This is a genomic window from Flavicella marina (assembly GCF_009193215.1).
Classification (GTDB): Bacteria; Bacteroidota; Bacteroidia; order Flavobacteriales; family Flavobacteriaceae; genus Flavicella; species Flavicella marina.
The window spans coordinates 728,731-750,729 of the sequence record NZ_VYVA01000001.1; the positions used below are offsets into that span (position 1 = coordinate 728,731).

Annotated in this window: 21 protein-coding genes and 1 tRNA gene; 5 read left to right on the plus strand and 17 right to left on the minus strand. The window is 34.8% G+C overall.

What is annotated here, in order from left to right; all coding sequences use genetic code 11:
• From F6P99_RS02900 to trhO, 10 genes are all read right to left on the minus strand, one after another.
• A complete protein-coding gene (locus tag F6P99_RS02900; protein WP_152286304.1) occupies positions 1–1,557 on the minus strand; it encodes a lytic transglycosylase domain-containing protein in 1,557 nt (518 codons plus the stop codon).
• A 3-nt stretch (positions 1,558–1,560) separates the two neighbouring features.
• Complete coding sequence (locus F6P99_RS02905; protein ID WP_152285931.1) at positions 1,561–2,511, minus strand: OmpA family protein; 951 nt, start codon at positions 2,509–2,511, stop codon at positions 1,561–1,563.
• Positions 2,512–2,519: 8 nt separating this feature from the next.
• Positions 2,520–3,281 carry an exodeoxyribonuclease III gene (locus tag F6P99_RS02910; RefSeq protein ID WP_152285932.1) on the minus strand — a complete coding sequence of 254 codons (762 nt, stop codon included), beginning with the start codon at positions 3,279–3,281 and terminating at the stop codon, positions 2,520–2,522.
• Entirely contained in the window at positions 3,278–5,089 is a 1,812-nt protein-coding gene (locus F6P99_RS02915) for an AMP-binding protein (RefSeq protein ID WP_152285933.1), read from the minus strand. The genes F6P99_RS02910 and F6P99_RS02915 overlap by 4 nt, the downstream gene beginning before the upstream one ends.
• Before the next feature lie 86 nt (positions 5,090–5,175).
• Positions 5,176–7,494 carry a penicillin-binding protein 1A gene (locus F6P99_RS02920; protein ID WP_152285934.1) on the minus strand — a complete coding sequence of 773 codons (2,319 nt, stop codon included), beginning with the start codon at positions 7,492–7,494 and terminating at the stop codon, positions 5,176–5,178.
• A gap of 43 nt (positions 7,495–7,537) precedes the next feature.
• Positions 7,538–8,032, minus strand: coding sequence for a gliding motility lipoprotein GldH (locus F6P99_RS02925; RefSeq protein ID WP_226912996.1), 495 nt, complete (start codon positions 8,030–8,032; stop codon positions 7,538–7,540).
• Positions 8,013–9,506 (minus strand): PSP1 domain-containing protein, encoded by a 1,494-nt coding sequence (locus tag F6P99_RS02930; protein WP_152285935.1) that lies wholly within the window; start codon positions 9,504–9,506, stop codon positions 8,013–8,015. Before F6P99_RS02930 ends, F6P99_RS02925 begins: the two co-directional genes overlap by 20 nt.
• A 220-nt stretch (positions 9,507–9,726) precedes the next feature.
• Complete coding sequence (locus tag F6P99_RS02935; protein WP_152285936.1) at positions 9,727–9,957, minus strand: ferredoxin; 231 nt, start codon at positions 9,955–9,957, stop codon at positions 9,727–9,729.
• Positions 9,957–11,201 (minus strand): U32 family peptidase, encoded by a 1,245-nt coding sequence (locus F6P99_RS02940; RefSeq protein WP_152285937.1) that lies wholly within the window; start codon positions 11,199–11,201, stop codon positions 9,957–9,959. The genes F6P99_RS02935 and F6P99_RS02940 overlap by 1 nt, the downstream gene beginning before the upstream one ends.
• Positions 11,202–11,205: 4 nt before the next feature.
• Positions 11,206–12,237: an oxygen-dependent tRNA uridine(34) hydroxylase TrhO gene (gene trhO, locus F6P99_RS02945; RefSeq protein WP_152285938.1), complete on the minus strand. Its 1,032-nt coding sequence runs from the start codon at positions 12,235–12,237 to the stop codon at positions 11,206–11,208.
• Positions 12,238–12,478: 241 nt separating this feature from the next.
• Between trhO and F6P99_RS02950 the strand changes: the two genes are divergently transcribed.
• Positions 12,479–13,534, plus strand: a complete 1,056-nt coding sequence (locus F6P99_RS02950) for a BamA/TamA family outer membrane protein (protein WP_193315978.1) — start codon at positions 12,479–12,481, stop codon at positions 13,532–13,534.
• Between the two features lie 147 nt (positions 13,535–13,681).
• Positions 13,682–14,671, plus strand: a complete 990-nt coding sequence (locus tag F6P99_RS02955) for an aspartate-semialdehyde dehydrogenase (RefSeq protein WP_152285940.1) — start codon at positions 13,682–13,684, stop codon at positions 14,669–14,671.
• An 83-nt stretch (positions 14,672–14,754) separates the two neighbouring features.
• On the opposite strand, the gene F6P99_RS02960 is transcribed toward F6P99_RS02955, so the two are convergent.
• The 7 genes from F6P99_RS02960 to F6P99_RS02990 all read right to left on the minus strand — a co-directional run bounded on the left by F6P99_RS02960 (position 14,755) and on the right by F6P99_RS02990 (position 19,592).
• Positions 14,755–15,606, minus strand: coding sequence for a hypothetical protein (locus tag F6P99_RS02960; protein ID WP_152285941.1), 852 nt, complete (start codon positions 15,604–15,606; stop codon positions 14,755–14,757).
• A 16-nt stretch (positions 15,607–15,622) separates the two neighbouring features.
• On the minus strand, positions 15,623–16,729 hold the full coding sequence (locus F6P99_RS02965) for a cytochrome-c peroxidase (RefSeq protein WP_152285942.1): 1,107 nt from the start codon (positions 16,727–16,729) through the stop codon (positions 15,623–15,625).
• A gap of 40 nt (positions 16,730–16,769) precedes the next feature.
• Positions 16,770–17,648: an MbnP family protein gene (locus F6P99_RS02970; protein ID WP_152285943.1), complete on the minus strand. Its 879-nt coding sequence runs from the start codon at positions 17,646–17,648 to the stop codon at positions 16,770–16,772.
• Positions 17,649–17,798: 150 nt separating this feature from the next.
• Entirely contained in the window at positions 17,799–18,191 is a 393-nt protein-coding gene (locus F6P99_RS02975) for a hypothetical protein (protein WP_152285944.1), read from the minus strand.
• A gap of 167 nt (positions 18,192–18,358) precedes the next feature.
• Entirely contained in the window at positions 18,359–18,754 is a 396-nt protein-coding gene (locus F6P99_RS02980) for a hypothetical protein (protein ID WP_152285945.1), read from the minus strand.
• Between the two features lie 130 nt (positions 18,755–18,884).
• A complete protein-coding gene (locus F6P99_RS02985) occupies positions 18,885–19,433 on the minus strand; it encodes a hypothetical protein (protein ID WP_152285946.1) in 549 nt (182 codons plus the stop codon).
• 77 nt (positions 19,434–19,510) lie between these two features.
• A tRNA-Leu gene (locus F6P99_RS02990) sits at positions 19,511–19,592 on the minus strand.
• Between the two features lie 140 nt (positions 19,593–19,732).
• Here F6P99_RS02990 and F6P99_RS02995 point away from each other — a divergent pair.
• From F6P99_RS02995 to pth, 3 genes are all read left to right on the plus strand, one after another.
• On the plus strand, positions 19,733–20,674 hold the full coding sequence (locus tag F6P99_RS02995; protein WP_152285947.1) for a ribose-phosphate pyrophosphokinase: 942 nt from the start codon (positions 19,733–19,735) through the stop codon (positions 20,672–20,674).
• Positions 20,675–20,702: 28 nt separating this feature from the next.
• Complete coding sequence (locus tag F6P99_RS03000; protein WP_152285948.1) at positions 20,703–21,305, plus strand: 50S ribosomal protein L25/general stress protein Ctc; 603 nt, start codon at positions 20,703–20,705, stop codon at positions 21,303–21,305.
• 112 nt (positions 21,306–21,417) lie between these two features.
• Positions 21,418–21,993, plus strand: a complete 576-nt coding sequence (gene pth, locus F6P99_RS03005) for an aminoacyl-tRNA hydrolase (protein ID WP_152285949.1) — start codon at positions 21,418–21,420, stop codon at positions 21,991–21,993.
• The last annotated feature ends 6 nt before the right edge of the window (positions 21,994–21,999 follow it).

Here is a 21,999-nt window from a genome sequence, read left to right on the forward strand (position 1 = left end):
TTAGATTTGGTAAATCACTATTTTTTTACCTGGTACGATGCTATTAGCATCCCAAATTCCATTCCAATCTTTTATTTGTTGTACGGTAATTTTTTTATACTTCTTTGAAATACTCCAAAGTGAGTCACCCTTTTGAACAGTATACTCAATTTTTTTAGCGTTCTTAGGAATATTTATTTCTTTTTTCTTTTTTGATGAAGACGTACTTTTGGCAACGGTAAAGTTTAATTTTTTAGGATATACTGTTAGTCTTTGTCCCACTTTCAAATTACTGGTTCGCAAACCATTCCATTTTTTAAGATCCGAGACTCGTACACCATATTTGTTTGCAATTTTACCTAAATAATCGCCACTTTTTACCGTGTATCGAATACGCTGGTTCATTTCAAAATACTGTGGCAAAGGTTTTTCTCGTTTCGCTTCTTCTTCTGCGGCCAAAGCATATATTTCTTTTTCATTTTTTACAAAAACCGAGACTTTTTCTAATGGCAAACGAACAGAATAATTCTTACCCCTAACAAATGGAATGATATCCAACTTATATTCTGGGTTTAAAAATTGGAGCATTTCATTACTTACATTTAATGTTTCATGTAATTGATCAAAAGTTAGGGTACGTTTTATACGTATCGTATCTGTAGCAAAATGATGGACCATCGGATGTGTTGGCGTTATTTTATGTTCTTCGGCATATTCAAAAACATACATATTTGCATAAAATGCGGGTACATAACCAGCAGTTTCTCTCGGTAAAAAAGGCCTAATATTCCAATAATTTCTGTGACCTCCCGAACGACGAATCGCCTTCGAAACATTACCCGGCCCTGAGTTATATGCTGCCAAAGCCAAATCCCAATCATTGAATGTTTTGTACAAACTTTCTAAATACTTACAAGCAGCTTCTGCAGATTTAACAGGGTCTTGTCTTTCATCTACATAAGAGCTAATATTCAAATCAAATTGTTTTCCTGTTTGGTACATAAACTGCCACATACCTGTTGCACCAACCCATGATTTTGCCCTAGGGTTTAAACCTGATTCTACAACTGCTAAATATTTTATCTCTAAAGGAATATCGTATTTATCTAAATACGACTCGAACATTGGAAAATAATACAATGCCCTAGCCATCATTTTAGGATAGTACTTAGAGCGTGTTTTCAAATACTGTTTTATCAAACGTTCTAATTCAACATTGTATTCTAAATTGAATGGGGTTTGCTCGTTAAGATATGCCAATCTTTCTTTTAACACTTCCGTAGACAACGATACATCGTTCATAGAAATTGCGTCTTTACTCCCATCAAAAGAAACTGAGATTGGCTGGTACAAAGGGGAGCTATACATGGTTTCAAGCCACAAACTATCAATCACAACGGGATGGTTTGCTACTTCTTTTTTTACAACTGTATCTATTTCGATGGTAGCTACTTCGTGAAGTGAATCTAAAATAATTGCTGTAGAGTCAACACTTTTTTCTTGTGCAGATATCGCATTCAAACACACTACAAACCAAAAACCTACTCCACATTTAAAACGCATACCTTTACCGTACATCAATTACTCTGTAAGTAATTTAGCAATTTCATCAAGGTTGGGAGATAGAATGATTTCAATTCTTCTATTCTTTGCCTTTCCTTCTTTAGAATTGTTACTTGCTACAGGAACGTACTCACCTTTTCCTGCTGCGGTTATTTGTTTTGCGTCTACATTGGCATCTTCAAGAATTCGAACGATTGCTGTAGCTCTTTTTACCGACAAGTCCCAGTTGTCTTTGATTACCGGACCATGAAATGGATCGTTATCTGTATGTCCTTCAATCAGCACACTGATATCAGGGTTGTTTGCTAAAACACGTGCTAATTTTTTTACTGCATTGGCACCGTTTTCTCCAACAGCCCAACTTCCAGAGCTAAACAATAATTTGTTTTCCATTGAAACGTATACTTTCCCATTTTTGTTTACAACGGTAAGTCCTTTCCCTTCAAAACCTTTCAATGCATTGGCAACTGTAGTTTTCAATTGTTGCATTGCTGCTTCTTTTTCAGCAATTAATTTCTCTAATTCATCAATTCTACTTGAACGTTCAGACAATTCATTCTCAAGTTTTCGTAAACGAGCACCTTCTTCTAATAATTTTGTTTCTTTTTCATCTAATTGAGAAAGCAATTTTCTATTCTCAACAGCATTTTTTTCTAAAGCAGATGAACTTTTTGAAGCCAAAAGATCGTACGTCTTTTTTAACTCGGCATAAGAATTTCTCAAAGCATCGGCCTCTCGTTGCAATGCCTTTTCTTTTTGTAATAAATCTGTCTGTTTATTTTCGAGCTTTTTAATGTAATCTTTGTTTTCATTTTTGTTCAATTGCAAATCGTCATTTTGAACCAAAAGCTCTTTATTCTCATCTTGTAATTGTTTGTATTTACCTTCTAAATCGGTAAAAACCTTTTTTGAAACACATGATACTGTAACCATCGCAACAATAATTCCTAGGGATATTTTCTTTATCATTTTTTTGATTATTTTTTTAATTCTACAACAATTGGACAATGATCTGAATGTTTAGCTTCTGGCAAAATATAGGCTCTTTCTAATCTATCTTTGAGTGGTTCTGTAACCAAATGATAATCTATACGCCAACCTTTGTTATTATTTCTAGCATTCGCTCTGTAACTCCACCAGCTATAGTGATGTGGCTCTTTGTTAAAAAATCGGAAACTATCAATAAAACCATTTTTGATAAAACCATCTAACCAAGCTCTCTCTTCTGGTAAAAAACCTGAAACACCTTTCATTTTTGGATTGTGAATATCTATCTCTTCATGACAGATATTGTAATCACCACAAATTATCAAATTTGGAATTTCTTTTTTTAGTTCATTTACATATACCTGAAATTCATCCATAAATGTGAATTTAAAATCCAAGCGCGCATCATTAGTCCCAGAAGGTAAATACAAACTCATTATAGAAACCGTATCAAAATCGACACGTAAATTTCTACCTTCAAAATCCATAGATTCTATACCGGTTCCGAAAACGACATTATTTGGTTTTTCTTTACACAAAATCGCAACTCCACTATACCCCTTTTTTTGTGCCGAAAACCAATAGCTATATTTGTAACCAGCATTTTCAAATAGCGTTAGATCTAACTGCTCTTCTTGGGCTTTAATTTCTTGTAAACACAAAACATCAGGATTGGCAGCTTCTAACCATTCAATAAATCCTTTCTTCAAAGCTGCTCGAATTCCGTTTACATTATATGATATTACTTTCATCTATTTTGCTGGTATTTTTCTCTTAATTCTTTTCGTTTGACTTTTTTTGAAGCCGTGCGCGGCAAGTTATCAATTTCTACCAAATCTACCACTTTGAACAATGGATTTAATTCAGATTTTACACAGTTTTGTACTTTCTTTAACGCTGATTTTTCGGAGTTCGTATGCAACGGAACATAATAAATAATCAATTCATTTGGACCACCTCCATTCGCAGAAACCCCAATAGCGGCAGATTCTTTTACAAAATCTAACCCATTTACTATAGATTCTATTTGAACAGCTGCGACCTTTATACCTCCTAAATTCATCGTGTCATCTACACGTCCATTTGCTTTGTAATAACCACTTCCTAAAAGTTCCATTTCATCTCCATGTTTCCGCAATTTTTTGGCCTTAAACTTGGGTACATCTTTGTAATACACTTCATGATGATTTCTGTTCAACAGAGTAGTTGACAAGCCTAAGACAGGTGGTATGATAAAAACCTCCCCTTTAGAACTCTGTTCACCAATTTCATCTAACAACACAAACTCTCCACCCAACGCTTGAGAAGAAAACTGGCTAGGAATGTTATCTTGCAATACCGTACTTGCAATGTAACCTCCACCAATTTCGGTTCCCCCACAATATTCAATTATTGGTTTAACATTGGCTAGCTGCATAAGATACTCCATGCCTGTTGGATTCGAAACTTCACCAGTTGAACTGAAACAACGAATCGAATTCCAATCATACGATTCCATTGTTTTAGAGATTTTCCATGATTTTACAATACTCGGTACAACACCTAACATAGTTACATTTGCCTTTTCAACAAACTCTCCGAATTCAGATTCTATCGGAGATCCTTCGTACAATGCAATACTAGCTTTGTTCATTAGAGCAGCAAACACCAACCAAGGTCCCATCATCCAACCCAAATTTGTTGGCCAACATACGACGTTCTCTTTATGAATATCATGATGGTAATAGCCATCACTTGCTGATTTTATGGGGGTGCTATGATTCCATGGTATCGCTTTTGGCTCACCCGTTGTTCCAGATGAAAACAAAATAGTCATCGCTTGTGAAGGGTCTACTTTTATAGATGTAAAGCTGATTTTTGAATTTATAAAATTATCAAAAGTCACATCATGTTTTTCTAGAGAACTATCGTGTCTTAGTTTTTGAACTACTACCGATTTATACCCCCCAATAGATACACATCTCTTATATAAATAATGGATGCGATCTGCTCTTACAAAGCCATCCTGTGTAAACAGTATTTTTGGCTTGGTAATTTTCAAACGAACAGCTATTTCAGCTTCTGAAAAACTATCTGCTATAGTAGCCACAACCAATCCTGCTTTAATTGCCGCTAAATAAATTGCTACGGCTTCAAAATTCATAGGCATATAAATAGCAACTACATCTTTTGGTTTTAGACCTGCATTTACAATACCATTTGCAATTTGATTTACCTTGTGATCAAGTTGTTTTTGACTATACCTCTTTAAAGTACCAGACGCATCGTTTACAATTACCGAAATACTATCAGCATCATTTTGAAAACAAGAATCTACAATATTCATTTTAGCTCCATAAAACCATCGTGCATTTTCTACACCGCCTTCTAAGTTTAAAACTTCTTTGTAGTTTTCATCAAAAACAACACCCAATTTATTTGCAGTTGTTTCCCAAAACAATTCTTTATTTTCAACAGACCATCGCCAAAAATCTTGATACGAGTCAATATTGATTTCTTGCATCATTTTGTAAATATTGCTGTTTTCAATAACAGATCGACTAGGTGTCCAACAATGCATATTTTATTAATTTGAAGATATTTAAAAATACAAAAAAAGTGCAAATGAACATTCATTTGCACTTCTAAATAAATTTAAGTTTCTTATTAAAACGCAGTTTCTTCTTCAATGGTTTCAACCGGAATCTCTTCACCCGAATCGTCTAATTGAGGTGCTGTTTCACAGTCTAGTTGGATACTTACAAATTTCGGTTTTTCAAAATCTTCTTGACTAATATTTAACGTAGAATCTGCATATACTTTTCTCATATAAATCGCCCAAGTAGGTAGTGACATTGTTGCACCTTGACCTTGTACTATATCTTCAAAATGCGTTGCTCTATCATCAGCACCTGTCCATACTCCAGTTGCTAAATTTGGAACAACTCCCATAAACCAACCATCAGATTGATTTTGTGTTGTACCTGTCTTTCCTGCGATTGGATTTTCAAACTGATATGGGTACCCTGTAGAAATACTATCCGGATAAGAACCCCATTTGCTGCGCAATCTTACACCAGAACCTGCTTCGGTAACCCCTTTTAACAAGTCGACAACAACATATGCTGATTCTTCACTCAACACCTGCTCTGTTTTAGGAGTAAACTCTTGGATTACGGTACCATTTCTATCTTCAATACGCAACACCATCATTTGATTTACACGCAAACCTTTATTTGCAAATGTTGAATACGCTCCAACCATATCATACAAACTTGCATCAATTGTACCTAAAGCTATTGATGGGTATGCTGGAATATATGAATCAATACCTGCTCTTTTCGCCAATCGAACTACGGTTTTTGGACCTACCATATGGATCAATCTTGCAGTAATTACATTGACAGATTTTGCAAGTGCCTGCTTTAAGGTTAACTCACCACCATAAGTATCTCCCGAGTTTTTTGGTGTCCAATCTTCATCCATTCCATACGCCTCTTTAGGAATTGTATACAACGTATTCGGAAATTTTTCACAAGGTGATAGTTGCAATTGATCAATCGCAGATGCGTACACAAACGGTTTAAATGTTGACCCGACTTGTCTCTTTCCTAACTTCACATGATCAAACTGAAAATATCTGTGATTGATTCCTCCTACCCAAGCTTTGATATGACCTGTCTGTGGTTCAATAGACAACAAACCACTATGCAAAAAATGTTTGTAGTAACGAATCGAATCATATGGACTTAAAATTGTATCCTTGGTACCTTTCCAAGTAAATATTTTCATTTCACGTTTTGTGTGAAAAGCTTTTTTTATTTCTTCATCCGATTTATTTGCCTTCTTCAATAATCGATAACGATCGGTATTTTTCATGGCTCGCGTCATCGTAGCTTCAATTTCTTCGTCTTCTAAATCGTAAAAAGGCGCTGTTGGATTTCTCTTTTGTTCTTTGAAAAACACACGTTGCAAGTTTGAAACATGAGCCTCAACAGCTTCTTCAGCATAGGTCTGCAATCGAGAGTCAATAGTAACATAAATCTTAAGACCATCTCTATATAAATTATGATATGTGCCATCGGCCTTTGGATTCTGCTTGATCCATTTTTTCATATAATCTCTCAAGTACTCTCTAAAATACGTTGCCAGTCCTGTATAATGCTCCTCTGGAGAAAAATCTAGTTTTATCGGAAGTGCTTGCAATGAATCTTTTTCTTTTTCAGAAATAAATTCGCTTCTCACCATTTGTGATAACACCTGATTTCTTCTCAATAAAGATTTCTTTTTAGATATTTCTCTATTCGGATTATATTGCCTCGGGTTTTTAAGCATTGCTACAAGCACAGCAGACTCTTCAGTATTTAATTCAAATGGCTCTTTACCAAAATAGATCCTCGTGGCTGAACGAATACCTATCGCATTGTACAAGAAATCAAACTTGTTCAAATACATTGTGATAATTTCTTCTTTGGTATACTGTCTTTCCAATCGAATAGCAATAATCCACTCATTGGCTTTTTGTAAAATTCGTTTGAAAACATTTCTAGACCCCTCTCCATGAAATAACAATTTCGCCAATTGTTGTGTAATTGTACTAGCGCCACCGCCTTTTCCTAATTTCACAACAGCACGCAAAGTACCTCGAAAATCAATTCCTGAGTGTTCGAAAAAACGTTCGTCTTCGGTAGCCACCAAAGCCTTCACCAAACTCTCGGGAAGGTCTTTAAATTTCACTGGTGTTCTATTTTCCAATGCATACTTACCAAGTGTCTTTCCATCAATAGAAATAATCTCAGTTGCAAAATTCGTTTCTGGATTTTCGAGTTCTTCAAAGGTTGGCAACTCTTCAAAAACTTCCATAGAAGCGAGTATAAACAAAGAGCTTACTCCTAATACCCCCACTATAACTAGGCTCCAAAACCATAGCGTATATTTCAAATACCCGGTAGATTTCTTATCTTTTATTTCGTTTTCTTTAGCCATTTATTTTTGAATTACACCGAAAATGAACCGATGTTGTTAATTATTATTTTTGCTTTTCTACTCTAAAACCTACATCAGAAATTCCTTTTACTATAGCCACACCATCAAGCTGATTTCTTTTTCGCATCGCTTGTTGGATGTTAATTTCATACTGTCCTTTTTCTTTGAATCTAAAGGCCTCTTTATAGAACAATTTACTTTCTTTTAAATCTGTAAAACCTTTACCCAACCAATTTCCATAGGCATCTGCCATTTGATATTCTAAGGTATCAACAACATGAAAACCATTCGGATATTGCATTTCAGTTATCAAAAACAAATTCGAAAATTCATATTCGTTGGTATTTCTAACCTGAATAAATAAGTCGTATTTATTAAGAGTATCTGAAATATCAAATTCGAAATGCACCAAATTTTCTTTTTCCCACCCTGCGGTTCCAACAGGCGTATAGGTATCATAGATTCTATATTCATCGCAAGCGATAAAAGACAACATCACAAGTGACATACACAGCCATTTATGCATCTTTATTGGCATTAGAATCAGGTTTGTTATTATTTGGTTTTCTTCTTCTGTTGTTAGTACGTCTAGGCTTTTGATTTGCTCCTTCAGCGTTCACTTTATCACTTGGTCCATTCTGAGGTTTTTGACCAGACTGAGCTTGCTTATTTTTATTCTGAGGTCTTCTCTTTTTAGCAGCACCTTGTTTTTGCCCATTACCACTATTCTCATTAGGATTCTGTGACTTTTGTTTTGGCTGACTGTTTCCTTGAGGTTTGTTTTGAGCACCTTCTTGTTTTTGCGAATTTGTCGGTCGACGTTTTCCTTGATTTTTCTGTCTAGGTGTATTTTTATTTGCAGTACCTCCTTGTTTTCCGTCTTGAGGTTTTTTCTTTTTTCTTCTCTTATTTTTTGATTTCGGTTTATCAAAACGTGTAAGACTGTCTTGACCTACAACATTTTCAAACTCTATTTTCGTCGGTGCTACAGTTTCAGATTCAAGCTCTTCTAAACTAGGTGCTTTTTCACCACGTTTATTCATAGCAATAACTTCATTTACCTGCTCTAAGGTAAGCTTGTACCATTTGTATCCCTCTTCTTTTGAAGCATACCAAAGCAAACCTTTAAAGATATCCATCTTCACAAAAGTCGCTCTCCCTTTTTCAGTATCTAAAGCAACATCTTGTTTAGGAAATGCCTTTAGCGCATCTAAATAAGAATCCAATTCAAAATTCAAACAACATTTCAATTTTCCACATTGCCCTGCAAGTTTCTGTGGATTTAACGAAAGTTGTTGGTAACGAGCTGAAGCGGTATTTACTTTTCTAAAATCTGTTAACCAAGTAGAACAACAAAGTTCACGTCCACAAGAACCAACTCCACCTAATCTAGCAGCTTCTTGACGAAGACCAACCTGCTTCATTTCAACACGAATATTAAAAGCACTTGCTAAATCTTTAATCAATTGTCTAAAATCGACACGATCTTCTGCTGTATAATAAAACGTCGCCTTATTTCCATCTCCCTGATATTCAACATCAGACAATTTCATTTTCAATCCCAAACGACCCAAAATCTCTCTACCTCGTCTTTGTGTTTCGATTTCTTTATCTCTTGCTGCTTGCCAAATTTCGATATCACGAACACTTGCTTTTCGATAAATTTTCTTTACCTCTTCACTATCGTGCGCAATTTTTTTCTTTTTCATCTGAACACGCACCAATTCTCCAGTCAATGAAACGGTTCCGATATCGTGACCTGGTGCTCCTTCAACAGCGACAATTTCACCAATTGTCAATTGAAAATTATTGGTATTCTTAAAAAAATGTTTTCTTCCGTTTTTAAAACGAACCTCAACAATATTGAATGGTTCTTGACCACTTGGTAATGCCATATTAGACAACCAATCAAAAACTGTTAATTTGTCGCAGCTCCCAGTTGCACAACTCCCGTTGCTTTTACAACCATTAGGAACTCCGGATTTATTTGTAGAGCACGAAGTACAGCCCATATATGTTTTTCTATTTTTGGATGCTGAATAATCAAAACAGCATGTATATTTATAATCAATAAGCAAACGTTTAAAAAGCTGATTTATTTGCTTTTAGAAGTAGGTTTACAAATTTCCTTCAATTCGTAAAGATAGCATAAAAATAAAAACTAGAAAACGCTGTAAAACGTTCTCTTGTTTTTATTTTTTTAAAAGAAATTTAAAAAATTTCTTCTTCATTTTAGATGTGTTTTACATCAATAATTTTTACCGGACAAGCCTTCTTTGCCTCTATAGAAGCATCTATAATGGTATCATCAGGCGACTTTAATGTAAAAAAACCTTTTTTCTCAACAGCATGTAACAAAACTGACTTTCCATCCTTTTTAGACATTTGAAATTGTCCAGGTGCCAATTCAACACAATAATTGCAACCGATGCACTTTTTTCTTTGTAAAGTAACTACTACCATTAGGCTTCGACTACATTTTCGACGATTTTATACAACTTATCTGATGGACGAATTCTAAAATCTAGTTTTAGGGTACAACTATCTCCTTTTGTTGCTTTTTCAGACAAAACATCGTCAACCATAATTTCTTTTACTTGCATTTCTTGAGCTCCTGTTGTAGGCCCAGTTATCAAAATGGTATCTCCAACAGTAACATCGTATGCTTCAATCTTAAACTCCCCAACATTGGCTTTTGGGTAATAGTGCATTCCTTTTCCTAGATACACTTTTTTCTGAGTTGCGTGCGAACCAGATCCTTTGCTCCACTCTCCTAATTTTTGTCCTAAGTAATAACCAGACCAAAAACCGCGATTGTAAACTTTCTCTAATTCTTGCATCCAAGAAATAACTTTTTCTTTGCTAAAAGTCCCCGCTTCTAAACTATCAATTGCTTGTCTATAACATCGAATCACACGAGCCACATATTCTGGTGCCCTTCCTCGACCTTCAATTTTCAATACCTTAATACCGGCATCAGCAATTTCATCTAAAAAATCTATGGTACACAGATCTTTTGGCGACATGATATATTCATTATCGAGTTCCATTTCAAAACCTGTTTCTTGATCGATAACGGTATATTTTTTTCTACAATTTTGCTTACAAGCCCCTCTATTTGCAGATGAATTTGCAGAATGTAAGCTCATATAACATTTCCCAGAAACTGCCATACACAACGCCCCATGACCAAATATTTCGATTTCAACCAACCTCCCCGACGGTCCTTTGATTTCTTCTTTTTCAATCAACTCAGTTATTTTCTGAACTTGACGTAAACTCAACTCACGACTCAAAACAATAGTATCGGCAAACATTGCGTAAAACTTAACAGTTTCAATATTTGTTACATTGATTTGAGTTGAAATATGAACTTCCATTCCAACCTCTCTTGCTGTTGCAATCACAGCCTGATCCATTGCAATTACTGCAGTAATATTTGCTTCTTTAGCTCGCTTGATCAGTGTTTTAACAATCGACAAATCGTGATCGTAAACTATAGTATTTAATGTTAAATACGAACGAACTCCTTTCTCAGAACAACGTTTTTCAATTTCTTCTAAATCATCAAGCGTAAAATTGATAGAAGCTCGAGCACGCATGTTTAATTGTTCTACCCCGAAATACACAGAATCTGCACCATTATCTAAGGCAGCTTGTAGCGATTCAAAATTTCCGGCCGGTGCCATTAATTCAATTTTCTGCATGGCCTTATTTTTTATATTTCAACGCTTCAGACCTTCCTTTTTTGAAAATCTTATTGCTATTCCCTTTTCCTTTGCGCAATTCTTTTTGCACTTCAAATGGCAACGCAGCCACATCTTTACATTCATCTGAGCAACAAGTATTCATCTTCTCTTGACAAGATTCGCATTGAATAAATAACAAATGACATGCTTCATTTTCACAATTCACATGTGTATCACAAGGTTCTCCACACTGATGACAATTAGACACGACATCATCAGAAATACGTTCAGCTCTTCTGTGATCGAAAACGAAATTTTTTCCTTTAAATTTATTTTCGATACCGGATTCTTCAACTTGACGTACATAATTAATAATCCCGCCTTCAAGTTGAAATACATTTTTAAAACCTTTATGTTTGTAGTAGGCACTCGCTTTTTCACAACGAATACCACCTGTACAATACATCAATAAATTTTTGTCTTCTTTGTGTTCTTTTAAATCTTCCTCTATCAAATCTAAAGAATCTCGAAAGGTATCTACATCTGGAGTTACAGCTCCATCAAAATGACCGATTTCACTCTCGTAATGATTACGCATATCTACGCAAACTGTATTCGGATCTTCTAGCATTTTATTAAAATCTTCTGCTTTCAAATGCACTCCTATATCGGTTACATCAAAAGCATCATCTTCTAATCCATCAGCGACAATTTTATTACGTACTTTGATTTTCAATTTCAAAAACGATTTATTGTCGTGCTCAACAGCAACATTCAATCGAATGTCTTTTAGAAAGGAAATCGCATCTAGTTGTTCTTTTAGTTCAAGAAAATTTTCGGCTGGCACTGATATCTGAGCGTTAATACCTTCGTAAGAAACATAAGTTCTACCCAAAACACTCAAGGCATCCCACTCTAAAAATAGTTTATCTCTAAAAAGTTGAGGGTTTTCTATTTTATGATATTGATAAAAAGAAATAGTAAGGCGGTCTTTACCAGCCTCATCGATTAATTGCGCACGTTCTGCTGCGCTTAACTTATTGTACAGTTGCATGCTATACCAATTTATGTTAAACAAATATTTTGCAAAAGTACGATTTTGTATCCATTTACCATCAAATACAAAAGCGTTATTCAAACAACCATTAAAACTACCTCGAGAAAACTTACATTTGTAAGATAATAAGTACTTTTACAAAAAAAACTACATGCGTTTCTATCTCAAAACACTATTTTTTTTCTTTCTTTTAGCCTTTTCTTTTAACGCAGCAAATTCGCAAGAAAAAGAAAAAAGTATGTTTAAACATGCCAGCGACAATAAATTTGATGCTAGTAATTTTTTAAACTCTACTGTTGGATTTTTGCCTGTACCTATTTTTATAACTGAACCAGCTGTTGGGTATGGAGGAGGATTGGTTTTGGCCTATTTTCACAAAAAAAAGAAGGGAGACAAACGTCCATTAGGTCTATCTCCAACAATTACTTTTGGTGGAGGCGCTTATACTGAAAACGGAACTTGGGCTGGATTTATAGGACACCAGGGTTCGTACAAAAAAGACAATATTAGATACTTAGGTTTTTTAGGATTTGTTTCTCCTAATCTAACATTTTACGGACCAGGTCTCGGTGGAATTACAGATAAAAAATATGAATTCAACATGCAGGGTTTTTTGACACTTCAAGAAATTCTTTTACGAGTTAAAAAAGACATCCCTCTTTTTGTGGGAATGAATTACACCTATTTTAACAATAATATTTCTTTTCAAACGGGAATTAATATTCCAGGTCTTGACGTTATTGAAGGACAAATAGAAAATGCAGGGTTACATGGAGTGATTGAGTACGACGGTCGAGACAATACGCTTACCCCAACAAAAGGAATAAAATCGGTTTTAGAAGCAGGGAAATTTGCAGAATTTTTAGGAGGAGACCAAGATTATTGGGATCTTGATTTTAGAACCTATGGATATGTGCCCGTAATAGATCAAAAATTATTTTCTTCTTACCGATTACAAGTAGAATCTACAACCGATGAAACACCATTTTATGCATTGCCATTTATATCGCTTCGAGGAATACCTGCTTTGAGATACCAAGGAAATAACGTGGTCACCATGGAAACAGAGTGGAGATGGAATGTATATGATAGATGGAGTTTAGTTGGGTTTGTTGGTGCTGGAGACGCCATGGAAGATTTTTCAGAAATTGGTAAAAACATCAAAGTTGCTGCTGGTGGTGGATTCCGATATTTTCTTGCAAAGGATTATGGTTTACATGCAGGTATCGACATCGCCAAAGGCCCCGAGCAATGGGCATGGAAATTTACCGTTGGTAGCAACTGGGGGAGATAATCTCCGATACTACACCTTGTTAAATTCATCTTTACTTCTCAAAAATTTGATAAAAATTAAACAAACTGTATAATTTTTATACAACTTGTTGATTCATAAGTTACAAAAGTACGATATTTGCATTCTCAAATATTAAAATTAAATACAATGAAAATAGCTGTAGTTGGTGCTACTGGAATGGTAGGAACTGTAATGTTAAAAGTTTTAGCTGAAAGAAATTTTCCGGTAACAGAATTAATTCCGGTTGCTTCTGCAAGATCTGCTGGTAAAAAATTACCTTTTAAAGGAAAAGATTATACAGTAGTTACACTTGAAGATGCAGTTAAAATGAATGCTGACATTGCTTTATTTTCTGCAGGAGGAGATACTTCTTTGGAGTGGGCTCCTAAATTTGCTGCCGCTGGCACAACTGTAGTAGACAACTCATCTGCTTGGAGAATGGATCCAACTAAAAAATTAGTAGTACCTGAGATCAATGGAGATGTATTGACAAAAGAAGATAAAATTATAGCAAACCCAAACTGTTCTACCATTCAATTGGTGATGGCTTTGGCTCCTTTGCATGAAAAATACAAAATGAGACGTTTGATTGTTTCGACTTACCAGTCTGTTTCTGGAACAGGTGTTGCAGCTGTAAGACAAATGGAAAACGAAACTCAAGGAATTAAAGGTGAAATGGCATACCATTACCCGATCAACAGAAATGCAATTCCTCATTGTGATGTTTTCATGGAAAATGGATACACAAAAGAAGAAATGAAATTGGTAAAAGAGCCTAAGAAAATCTTAAGAGATGATTCTTTTGCTGTTACGGCAACTGCTGTTCGTATTCCTACCGCTGGTGGACATTCAGAATCTGTAAACGTAGAATTTGTAAATGATTTTGACGAAGCTGAAGTACGTCAATTATTACACGATTTCCCTGGAGTAGTGGTACAAGACAATCTAGAAACTAACACATATCCAATGCCTGCATTCGCACACGATAAAGATGAAGTTTTTGTAGGACGTATTCGTAGAGACGAGTCTTTACCGAATACATTAAACATGTGGATTGTTGCTGACAACTTGCGTAAAGGTGCAGCTACAAATACCGTTCAAATTGCAGAATACTTAATCGCTAACGATTTGGTATAACTTACGAACCCTTCGACTAAGCTCAGGGGTATTTATAAAATAAAAATCCCGTTAGATAGACTAACGGGATTTTTTATTTTCGATTAAAACCTCCAATAGGCAAATACACCCATTCCGTATCTAAACAATACCTCGTGTTCAATTAAATTTTGATCGAGCGACAACTGAGAATTCAACCCCATAATAACTCTTTCTGTTTCTAACTGAATCCCAAAATTACTATTTGTCATATAACCCGAAGTACGTCGATCAATTATATCAAATCGCTCTGAGGGTTTGAACTGATCGTAATTAACCCCAACATAGGGTGACATTTTCAATTGTTTGCTTAGTTGAATTCCATAAGCAATACTCGTATTCACTTGTGTTTGATTTCCATATTTAAACTCCTCACTATTGGTATTCTTAATAAAATACACTGCACTTATATTGAACGAAAATTGATTTAAATTCAAGGCATACTGCAGCGGTAAAGCAATATCTAAACTACCTGTACCTAATTGAGTGGATGATGTTTTATTATCTTGTGAACTTGCCAAATCAAATTTACCCGTGGGTAATTTCAAACCTAAACCTAATTTTAAAACATGTTTACTCGCTTCGTTTAAAACACTAATCAATCCGTATATAGAAACATCCCCTAACCCGCTTAAGCTAACATCTTCTTCACTCGTATACCTGTAATTAAAACGGTACGGTAAAATAACATTGATCAATATTCGATCATTTATTTGGTATTGACCTGTCGCGGTTACTGTATTAATTCTATCATCAGCCAACGGACTGTCTTCAAACACACCTTCTTTGTACTGAAAAAACATATGATTGTAGCTCATTCCAATAAAATTACCATGTATTGCATTGGTAAACACACTGTTGTTAGCCGAACCACAACTACAAACATCACAAGCATAACTCGTGACAGAAAAAAACAATACAAAAATTAAACATCTAAGGTTTTGCAAAACGAGTATCATTTAAAAATTCATCATCTGTTAGGGTTTTTAAAAAAGCAATAATTGAAGCTTTTTCTTCTTCAGTCATTGCGATTCCTAACACTTCATTTCCGTTAACATCAGACACCAAACGAGCATCTAAATTCTCCATTTTTACCATATATGGATAGGTATCTGTATCGTAAAAATCAAGTACTTTTTTCAAAGTAACAAAACGACCATCATGCATATATGGAAAAGAAACTTCAACATTTCGTAAACTTGGCACCTTGAATTTATAATAGTCAGGATGCGCTTTTCCTTCTTCAACAGTCAAACCTGGGTTGGCTATTGTAATTCTAGATCTACCCAGTTCATCTGGCAATTTTGAATTTACACCGATTCCATTATTTACAAACTCTTGATTGGTAAACAACTCTCCTGAATGACAATTGGCACATTTTTGCTGAAACAATGCCAAGCCTCTTTTTTCTTCTTCAGAAAACTCACCTCCTGACTCATCTCGAACATACTTATCATAAGTAGAATTTGCTGAAACCATAGCTCCCATAAATTTCGCTAAAGCTTTTAGCATGTTTACAGAATTTACTGGTGAATCACCACCAAAAACGTCGGCAAACTCTGAAGGATACTCTTTGTCTAGCTTTAATTTTTCTATTACATTCTCCAAAGTCTCATTCATCTCAACTTCTTCAGTAATCGGAATCACTGGCTGTTTCCAAAGTAATTCAACAGCACCATCCCATGTGAAAGCATCCATAAAAGCCAAGTTTTGAATTGGCTGTGAGTTTCGAGCTCCTAACACATCTACCAACACCCCTTCACTTAAATCATGTCCATGATGTGTAAATGCAAATGCTTGGTTATGACATTCAGCGCACGAAATAGCATTTCCGGCAGATAATTTTGTATCATAAAACAACTTTCTCCCCAGCTCAAACCCTTTGGTATCGATAGGATTATCTTCTAAGTCGTACGTTGGAGTAGGAAAATTTATCGGCTGTTCAAAACCAACTTCAAGCTTTGATTCCATGATAGCCTCTGAATCAGAACAAGCAATAAAAACCGTCGATATTACAAGTGATATTAATAAATATTTCATAGTTTGTTACTCCCAAAAAGAGCATCGATAGATGTAATTATTAATGACTGTGACTAGAACCTTCACTATCTGAATGATCGTGATCGTCTTGTTCAACATCTTCTAAATCAACTGCTTCATCTAAAGGATGTACGTGATGTACTTCAAAAATATTTGCATAATTATCAGCAAAATCAGAACTGTTTGGAGCTCCCAAATAAACCGTTACTCCATTATCTGGAGTAAATAACTTCTCAATATTCACTTTTACATGTACGCTAGGTGATACTTCATTTTTTACGGTAATATTCTGTGGGAAATCTAACGTTACCGTTCTAAACCCATCAAAATCTCCTTTTTTACCGATATGTATCCATAAATTATCTGCGTCTTCTGTTTCAGATTTTGCCATATGATTCATCATATTCAACTTGTTTGTCGCTTCAATTTTAGAAAATATATAAGAGTTCGGGTTCCAGCTCCAGTTCATATCAGCTGAAGCCAAGTCAAATAATCTTGATTGTGCATCAGCACTACCACTAGCAACCTCATCACTTACCCCGATACCGAATGTAATAGACTTATATTCTCCGTCAGGAATTTCGGTTAGGTATAGTTTTACTTCTTTGTCATCTGCCTTTGCTAAATCAATCAAACTACCCGCAACATTGTTAGGTATTGAAATCATGTTGTTGTTTGCCGTCTTTACAGACACATCAGAAATTAAAAACTTGAACTTATCTAACACCAAGGTTTGAGTTACACCATCTGCTTGTTGTTGAATTGTAAATTCATCTCCGATAGCTATTGAATGGTCTAATTTGATTACTGCTGAAACATGGGTTCCGTTATCGTGTTCCATATTTGTATCAGAATTGTTACATGCCGTAAACGTAATTACTGCAATAACAGTAATCATAACTATTTTAATATTTTTCATTTTTTAAATTGTATAATTTTTGTGGACAGGAAAACACCTGTCTTTTATAATAAGATATCAGTGCCCTTGTCAAGCAACAAAGGCATCTTTCTCTCCTAAAATAATTTCAAGAGAAAAATTGTATGGCTAATAGCCATTCAAAAAATATAATTATACAATAGGAGGTTTTAACAAGGCTAACTTATCGATAGAAGTGTAGTTGTTTTTATAGAAAAACAGATGTTTACCCGATAATTCAATTCCCAGTAAATTTTTCAGCTTGGAAGGTTTCACTTTTTGATAAAACAAAGGCGTAAAAGATTTGTACGCCGTTACTATCTTAACACCTTTTTCTTCAGTATCGCTTAGATCAGCAGAAACCACATTTAATTCTTTTGCCAAATGACACTTACCATTACATTGCAACTGTGGTTTGTCTTTATTCTCACAAAATTTCTCTGTAATATACTCTATATTCAACTCGTAATAGGCAATATGACCTGCAATATATAAAGGTCTTACCGCTAATGCGAAAATTAGAATATATGTAAAGAGTTGTTTCAAAAAAATATATTTTCAGCAAAAATAGGCTTATTCGTAGAACCAACAAAACTTTAACATACCACTTCTAAAACTTCATTTGTTGAATTGAGCAAAAAAATATCCTCAGCATCTATTAATGACGCTGAGGATATGCTACTTATTTTTATATTCGAGGTAAGCAAAGTAGTCTACGCCACTAAACCCAACCTTGACAAATTATCGTTCATTCTTAACTCACATGAGTTGATATCGCTAATTAAATCCATCAACAACTCCACGGCAATTTTCGCTTCAGCATCTTCACGGCCTACCAATCTTTTTGTCAAACGCATACACCAAAAGTTTAATTCGTCCATACCGCGTTTAAAGTCAATATTAACGACCGGTTCTTCTGAAGAATACATATATTCGTTGATACAACCTAACAACTCTTCAGCGATGGCTCTAGAATCTTCATATTTTTTAGTATCGAACATTGTATATAAATGCGCCTCTAATTTATGAGTCTCAAGTTTTCTGTAACAGTTTTTGATAATTATTTCTACTATTTGCAACTCCGCTGTATTGATTACTTTACCTCTCATGATATTTCTTTTTGATATTTCTTGCCTTATGACATTTCAAATATAGATCACATCTTCAGCGAAAAACGGAAAATAAAGGTGAAGTGGCAATTATTGATCTTGAAATGACATTAACAAGCAGCGAAGACTGTTAAAAAGAATATCCGACTCCCAAATCATAACTATTGGTATACTCTGATTGACTAATATTGTATTCGAATGAGGTCGAAAAAGATAAGACATATCGGTTGTTTTTAAATAAATCAGGAAAAACATAACCAAAAACCAAACCCGTACCTAAATCACCATTAGTAAACTGTAATTTTTTAATATCATTACCGTCATCTAAAAACCCTTTTCCCAATCCAGTTGTAACCGTCAGTCGGTCGGTAATCAAATAAGAAAAACCTACTACCAATGTAAACGTATTTACTATTTTAAGGTTTGTTTGAGAAATAGTTTCTGTTTCCTGATCAAAGGATAAACTTGAAATAAAAGCAAATCTCCTTCCTAACAAGGTAGAGTAATCCATTGCAAAACCCCAAAAATCCGCATCACGATCAAAATTGATTCCATACGACACACCCACTCCAAACGAAGATCTATACCCCTCTTCAACATTAATTACCGGAGACTTTATTTGAGCTGATGCAAGCAAAGGGAAAAAGACAAAACTGAAAACAAGATATGTATTACGCATCTGGATATTTTTTTCTAATCTACGAAAAAATAAGTATAAAAAAACCTCTTTCAACAGTTGTCAAAAGAGGTTTTTAGTACCTTGGGTGGGAATCGAACCCACACTCCCGAAAGAACTGGATTTTGAATCCAGCGCGTCTACCAATTCCGCCACCAAGGCATTTTCGTAATTGGACTGCAAATTTATAAAAAAAATTGAATTACAAACATTTTTATTAAAAAATATAGAGACATACTCTCAAAATATTTATACTTTTGCAATCTCTAATAATTTTTAAAAATTAAACAACACATTAACCCATGTCTATCAATCAATTAGCCCCAAAGGTATTTGCTTGTTCTCAAAGTTTTGAACTCGGAAAAAGCATTGCTAAGCATTACGGAACTGAACTTGGAAAAGTAAATATTTCTAGATTTAGTGACGGTGAGTTCCAACCTGCTTTCGAAGAGTCTGTTCGAGGAAGACGTGTATTTATTATCGGATCTACTTTCCCAAATTCTGATAACTTAATGGAAATGTTGTTAATTTTAGATGCTGCCAAAAGAGCTTCTGCAAGACATATCACTGCAGTAATGCCATACTTTGGATGGGCTCGTCAAGACAGAAAAGACAGACCTCGTGTAGCTATCGGAGCAAAACTAGTTGCAAACTTATTGCAAACAGCTGGAGCTACAAGAATTATGACTATGGATTTACATGCAGATCAAATTCAAGGATTCTTCGAAAAACCAGTAGATCACTTATTTGGTTCTACTATTTTTATGCCTTATATCCATAGTTTAGGATTAGAGAACATTACGATGGCATCACCAGATATGGGGGGTTCTAAAAGAGCCTATGCATACTCTAAGCATTTGCAAAGTGAAGTTGTAATCTGTTACAAACAACGTTTAAAAGCGAATGTAATTGATACAATGGAGTTGATTGGTGAGGTTAAAGGAAAAAATGTAATTCTTGTTGATGACATGATTGACACGGGAGGTACACTCGTAAAAGCTGCAGATGTAATGATGGAAAGAGGTGCTTTAAGCGTTAGAGCAATCATTACGCACCCATTACTTTCTGGAAATGCTTATGAAAAAATAGAGAACTCTAAACTATTAGAATTGATCGTTTCTGATTCTATTCCATTAAGAAAAGAGAGTTCTAAAATAAAAGTTGTAACTTGCGCGCCTTTGTTCGCGGATATTATGCACAAAGTACAAGATAATAAGTCGATTAGCGACCAGTTTATCATTTAATTAAAGAATATTAATAAATATATATATAATGAAATCTATTACAATCAAAGGATCGAAAAGAGAAAGCGTAGGAAAAGCTGCTACAAAAGCACTACGTAATGCTGACAAGGTACCTTGCGTATTATACGGAGGAGAAAATGCCATTCATTTTTCAGCTGAAGAAAAAGCTTTTAAAAACTTGGTATACACTCCAAACGTTTATACTGCAACGATTGAGCTTGATGGACAAGAAAATGTTACTTGTATCTTACAAGACATTCAATTCCACCCAGTTACTGACAAAATCTTACACATTGATTTTTATCAATTGTTCGACGACAAAGAAGTAACTATGGAAATTCCTGTTAACTTAGTTGGTAACGCACCTGGTGTTATTATTGGTGGATCTTTACGTTTCCCTAATCGTAAATTAAAAGTAAAAGCTTTACCAGCAAACTTACCTGATACAGTTGATGCTGATATTTCTAAATTGAATATCGGAGATAAATTGTTCGTGAGAGAAGTTGAAATTCCAAATTGTACAATCTTACACCCAGAGAACACTGTTGTTGCTCAGGTAAGAATGTCTAGAGCTGCACAAGCTCCAGCTGCAACTGAAGAAGAAGCAACTGAAGAAGCTGCTGCTGAATAATTAGTATTCAACATAAATTATAAAAGTTCCTTTTGAAAATTTCTTAAGGAACTTTTTTTATACCCTAATGTAGATTTAGTACTTTTGAAACGCTCAAAAAAAAGCAATCATCATGAAAAAATATTTAATTGTAGGTTTAGGAAATATTGGATCTGAATACGAAAACACACGTCATAACATTGGGTTTAAGATTCTAGATGAATTAGCTTCACTTGAAAAAGTTCAATTTTCGACAGAAAAACTTGGAGACCTAACCTCATTCAAATTCAAAGGCAGAACTTTCTTTTTATTGAAACCTTCTACATACATGAACTTGAGCGGAAAGTCAGTTAAATATTGGATGGAAAAAGAAAAAATTACCCAAGAAAACATCTTGGTTGTTTCTGATGATTTAAATTTAGATTTCGGAACCTTTCGATTGAAAACAAAAGGAAGTGCTGGTGGGCATAATGGCTTAAAAGACATCAACGAAAAACTAGGCAATCAAAACTATCCTCGTTTTCGATTTGGAGTTAGTGCAAATTTTTCGAAAGGAAGACAATCTAACTACGTTTTAGGCGAGTGGTCTAAAGAAGAAAATAGGTATTTGCCTGAATTGCTTTTTAAAGGCGCGCAACTAATAAAGTCTTTCGGAACCGATGGAATAGGTAACACCATGAATAAATTTAACGGCCCGCTTGAAGAATAAATTTAT

Excerpts from the sequence above, each read along its gene's own strand:
- F6P99_RS02900 (WP_152286304.1), bottom strand. The coding sequence starts at position 1,557 with ATGTACGGTAAAGGTATGCGTTTTAAATGTGGAGTAGGTTTTTGGTTT.
- F6P99_RS02905 (WP_152285931.1), bottom strand. The coding sequence starts at position 2,511 with ATGATAAAGAAAATATCCCTAGGAATTATTGTTGCGATGGTTACAGTA.
- F6P99_RS02910 (WP_152285932.1), bottom strand. The coding sequence starts at position 3,281 with ATGAAAGTAATATCATATAATGTAAACGGAATTCGAGCAGCTTTGAAG.
- F6P99_RS02915 (WP_152285933.1), bottom strand. The coding sequence starts at position 5,089 with ATGCATTGTTGGACACCTAGTCGATCTGTTATTGAAAACAGCAATATT.
- F6P99_RS02920 (WP_152285934.1), bottom strand. The coding sequence starts at position 7,494 with ATGGCTAAAGAAAACGAAATAAAAGATAAGAAATCTACCGGGTATTTG.
- F6P99_RS02925 (WP_226912996.1), bottom strand. The coding sequence starts at position 8,032 with ATGCCAATAAAGATGCATAAATGGCTGTGTATGTCACTTGTGATGTTG.
- F6P99_RS02930 (WP_152285935.1), bottom strand. The coding sequence starts at position 9,506 with ATGGGCTGTACTTCGTGCTCTACAAATAAATCCGGAGTTCCTAATGGT.
- F6P99_RS02935 (WP_152285936.1), bottom strand. The coding sequence starts at position 9,957 with ATGGTAGTAGTTACTTTACAAAGAAAAAAGTGCATCGGTTGCAATTAT.
- F6P99_RS02940 (WP_152285937.1), bottom strand. The coding sequence starts at position 11,201 with ATGCAGAAAATTGAATTAATGGCACCGGCCGGAAATTTTGAATCGCTA.
- trhO (WP_152285938.1), bottom strand. The coding sequence starts at position 12,237 with ATGCAACTGTACAATAAGTTAAGCGCAGCAGAACGTGCGCAATTAATC.
- F6P99_RS02950 (WP_193315978.1), top strand. The coding sequence starts at position 12,479 with ATGTTTAAACATGCCAGCGACAATAAATTTGATGCTAGTAATTTTTTA.
- F6P99_RS02955 (WP_152285940.1), top strand. The coding sequence starts at position 13,682 with ATGAAAATAGCTGTAGTTGGTGCTACTGGAATGGTAGGAACTGTAATG.
- F6P99_RS02965 (WP_152285942.1), bottom strand. The coding sequence starts at position 16,729 with ATGAAATATTTATTAATATCACTTGTAATATCGACGGTTTTTATTGCT.
- F6P99_RS02970 (WP_152285943.1), bottom strand. The coding sequence starts at position 17,648 with ATGAAAAATATTAAAATAGTTATGATTACTGTTATTGCAGTAATTACG.
- F6P99_RS02980 (WP_152285945.1), bottom strand. The coding sequence starts at position 18,754 with ATGAGAGGTAAAGTAATCAATACAGCGGAGTTGCAAATAGTAGAAATA.
- F6P99_RS02985 (WP_152285946.1), bottom strand. The coding sequence starts at position 19,433 with ATGCGTAATACATATCTTGTTTTCAGTTTTGTCTTTTTCCCTTTGCTT.
- F6P99_RS02995 (WP_152285947.1), top strand. The coding sequence starts at position 19,733 with ATGTCTATCAATCAATTAGCCCCAAAGGTATTTGCTTGTTCTCAAAGT.
- F6P99_RS03000 (WP_152285948.1), top strand. The coding sequence starts at position 20,703 with ATGAAATCTATTACAATCAAAGGATCGAAAAGAGAAAGCGTAGGAAAA.
- pth (WP_152285949.1), top strand. The coding sequence starts at position 21,418 with ATGAAAAAATATTTAATTGTAGGTTTAGGAAATATTGGATCTGAATAC.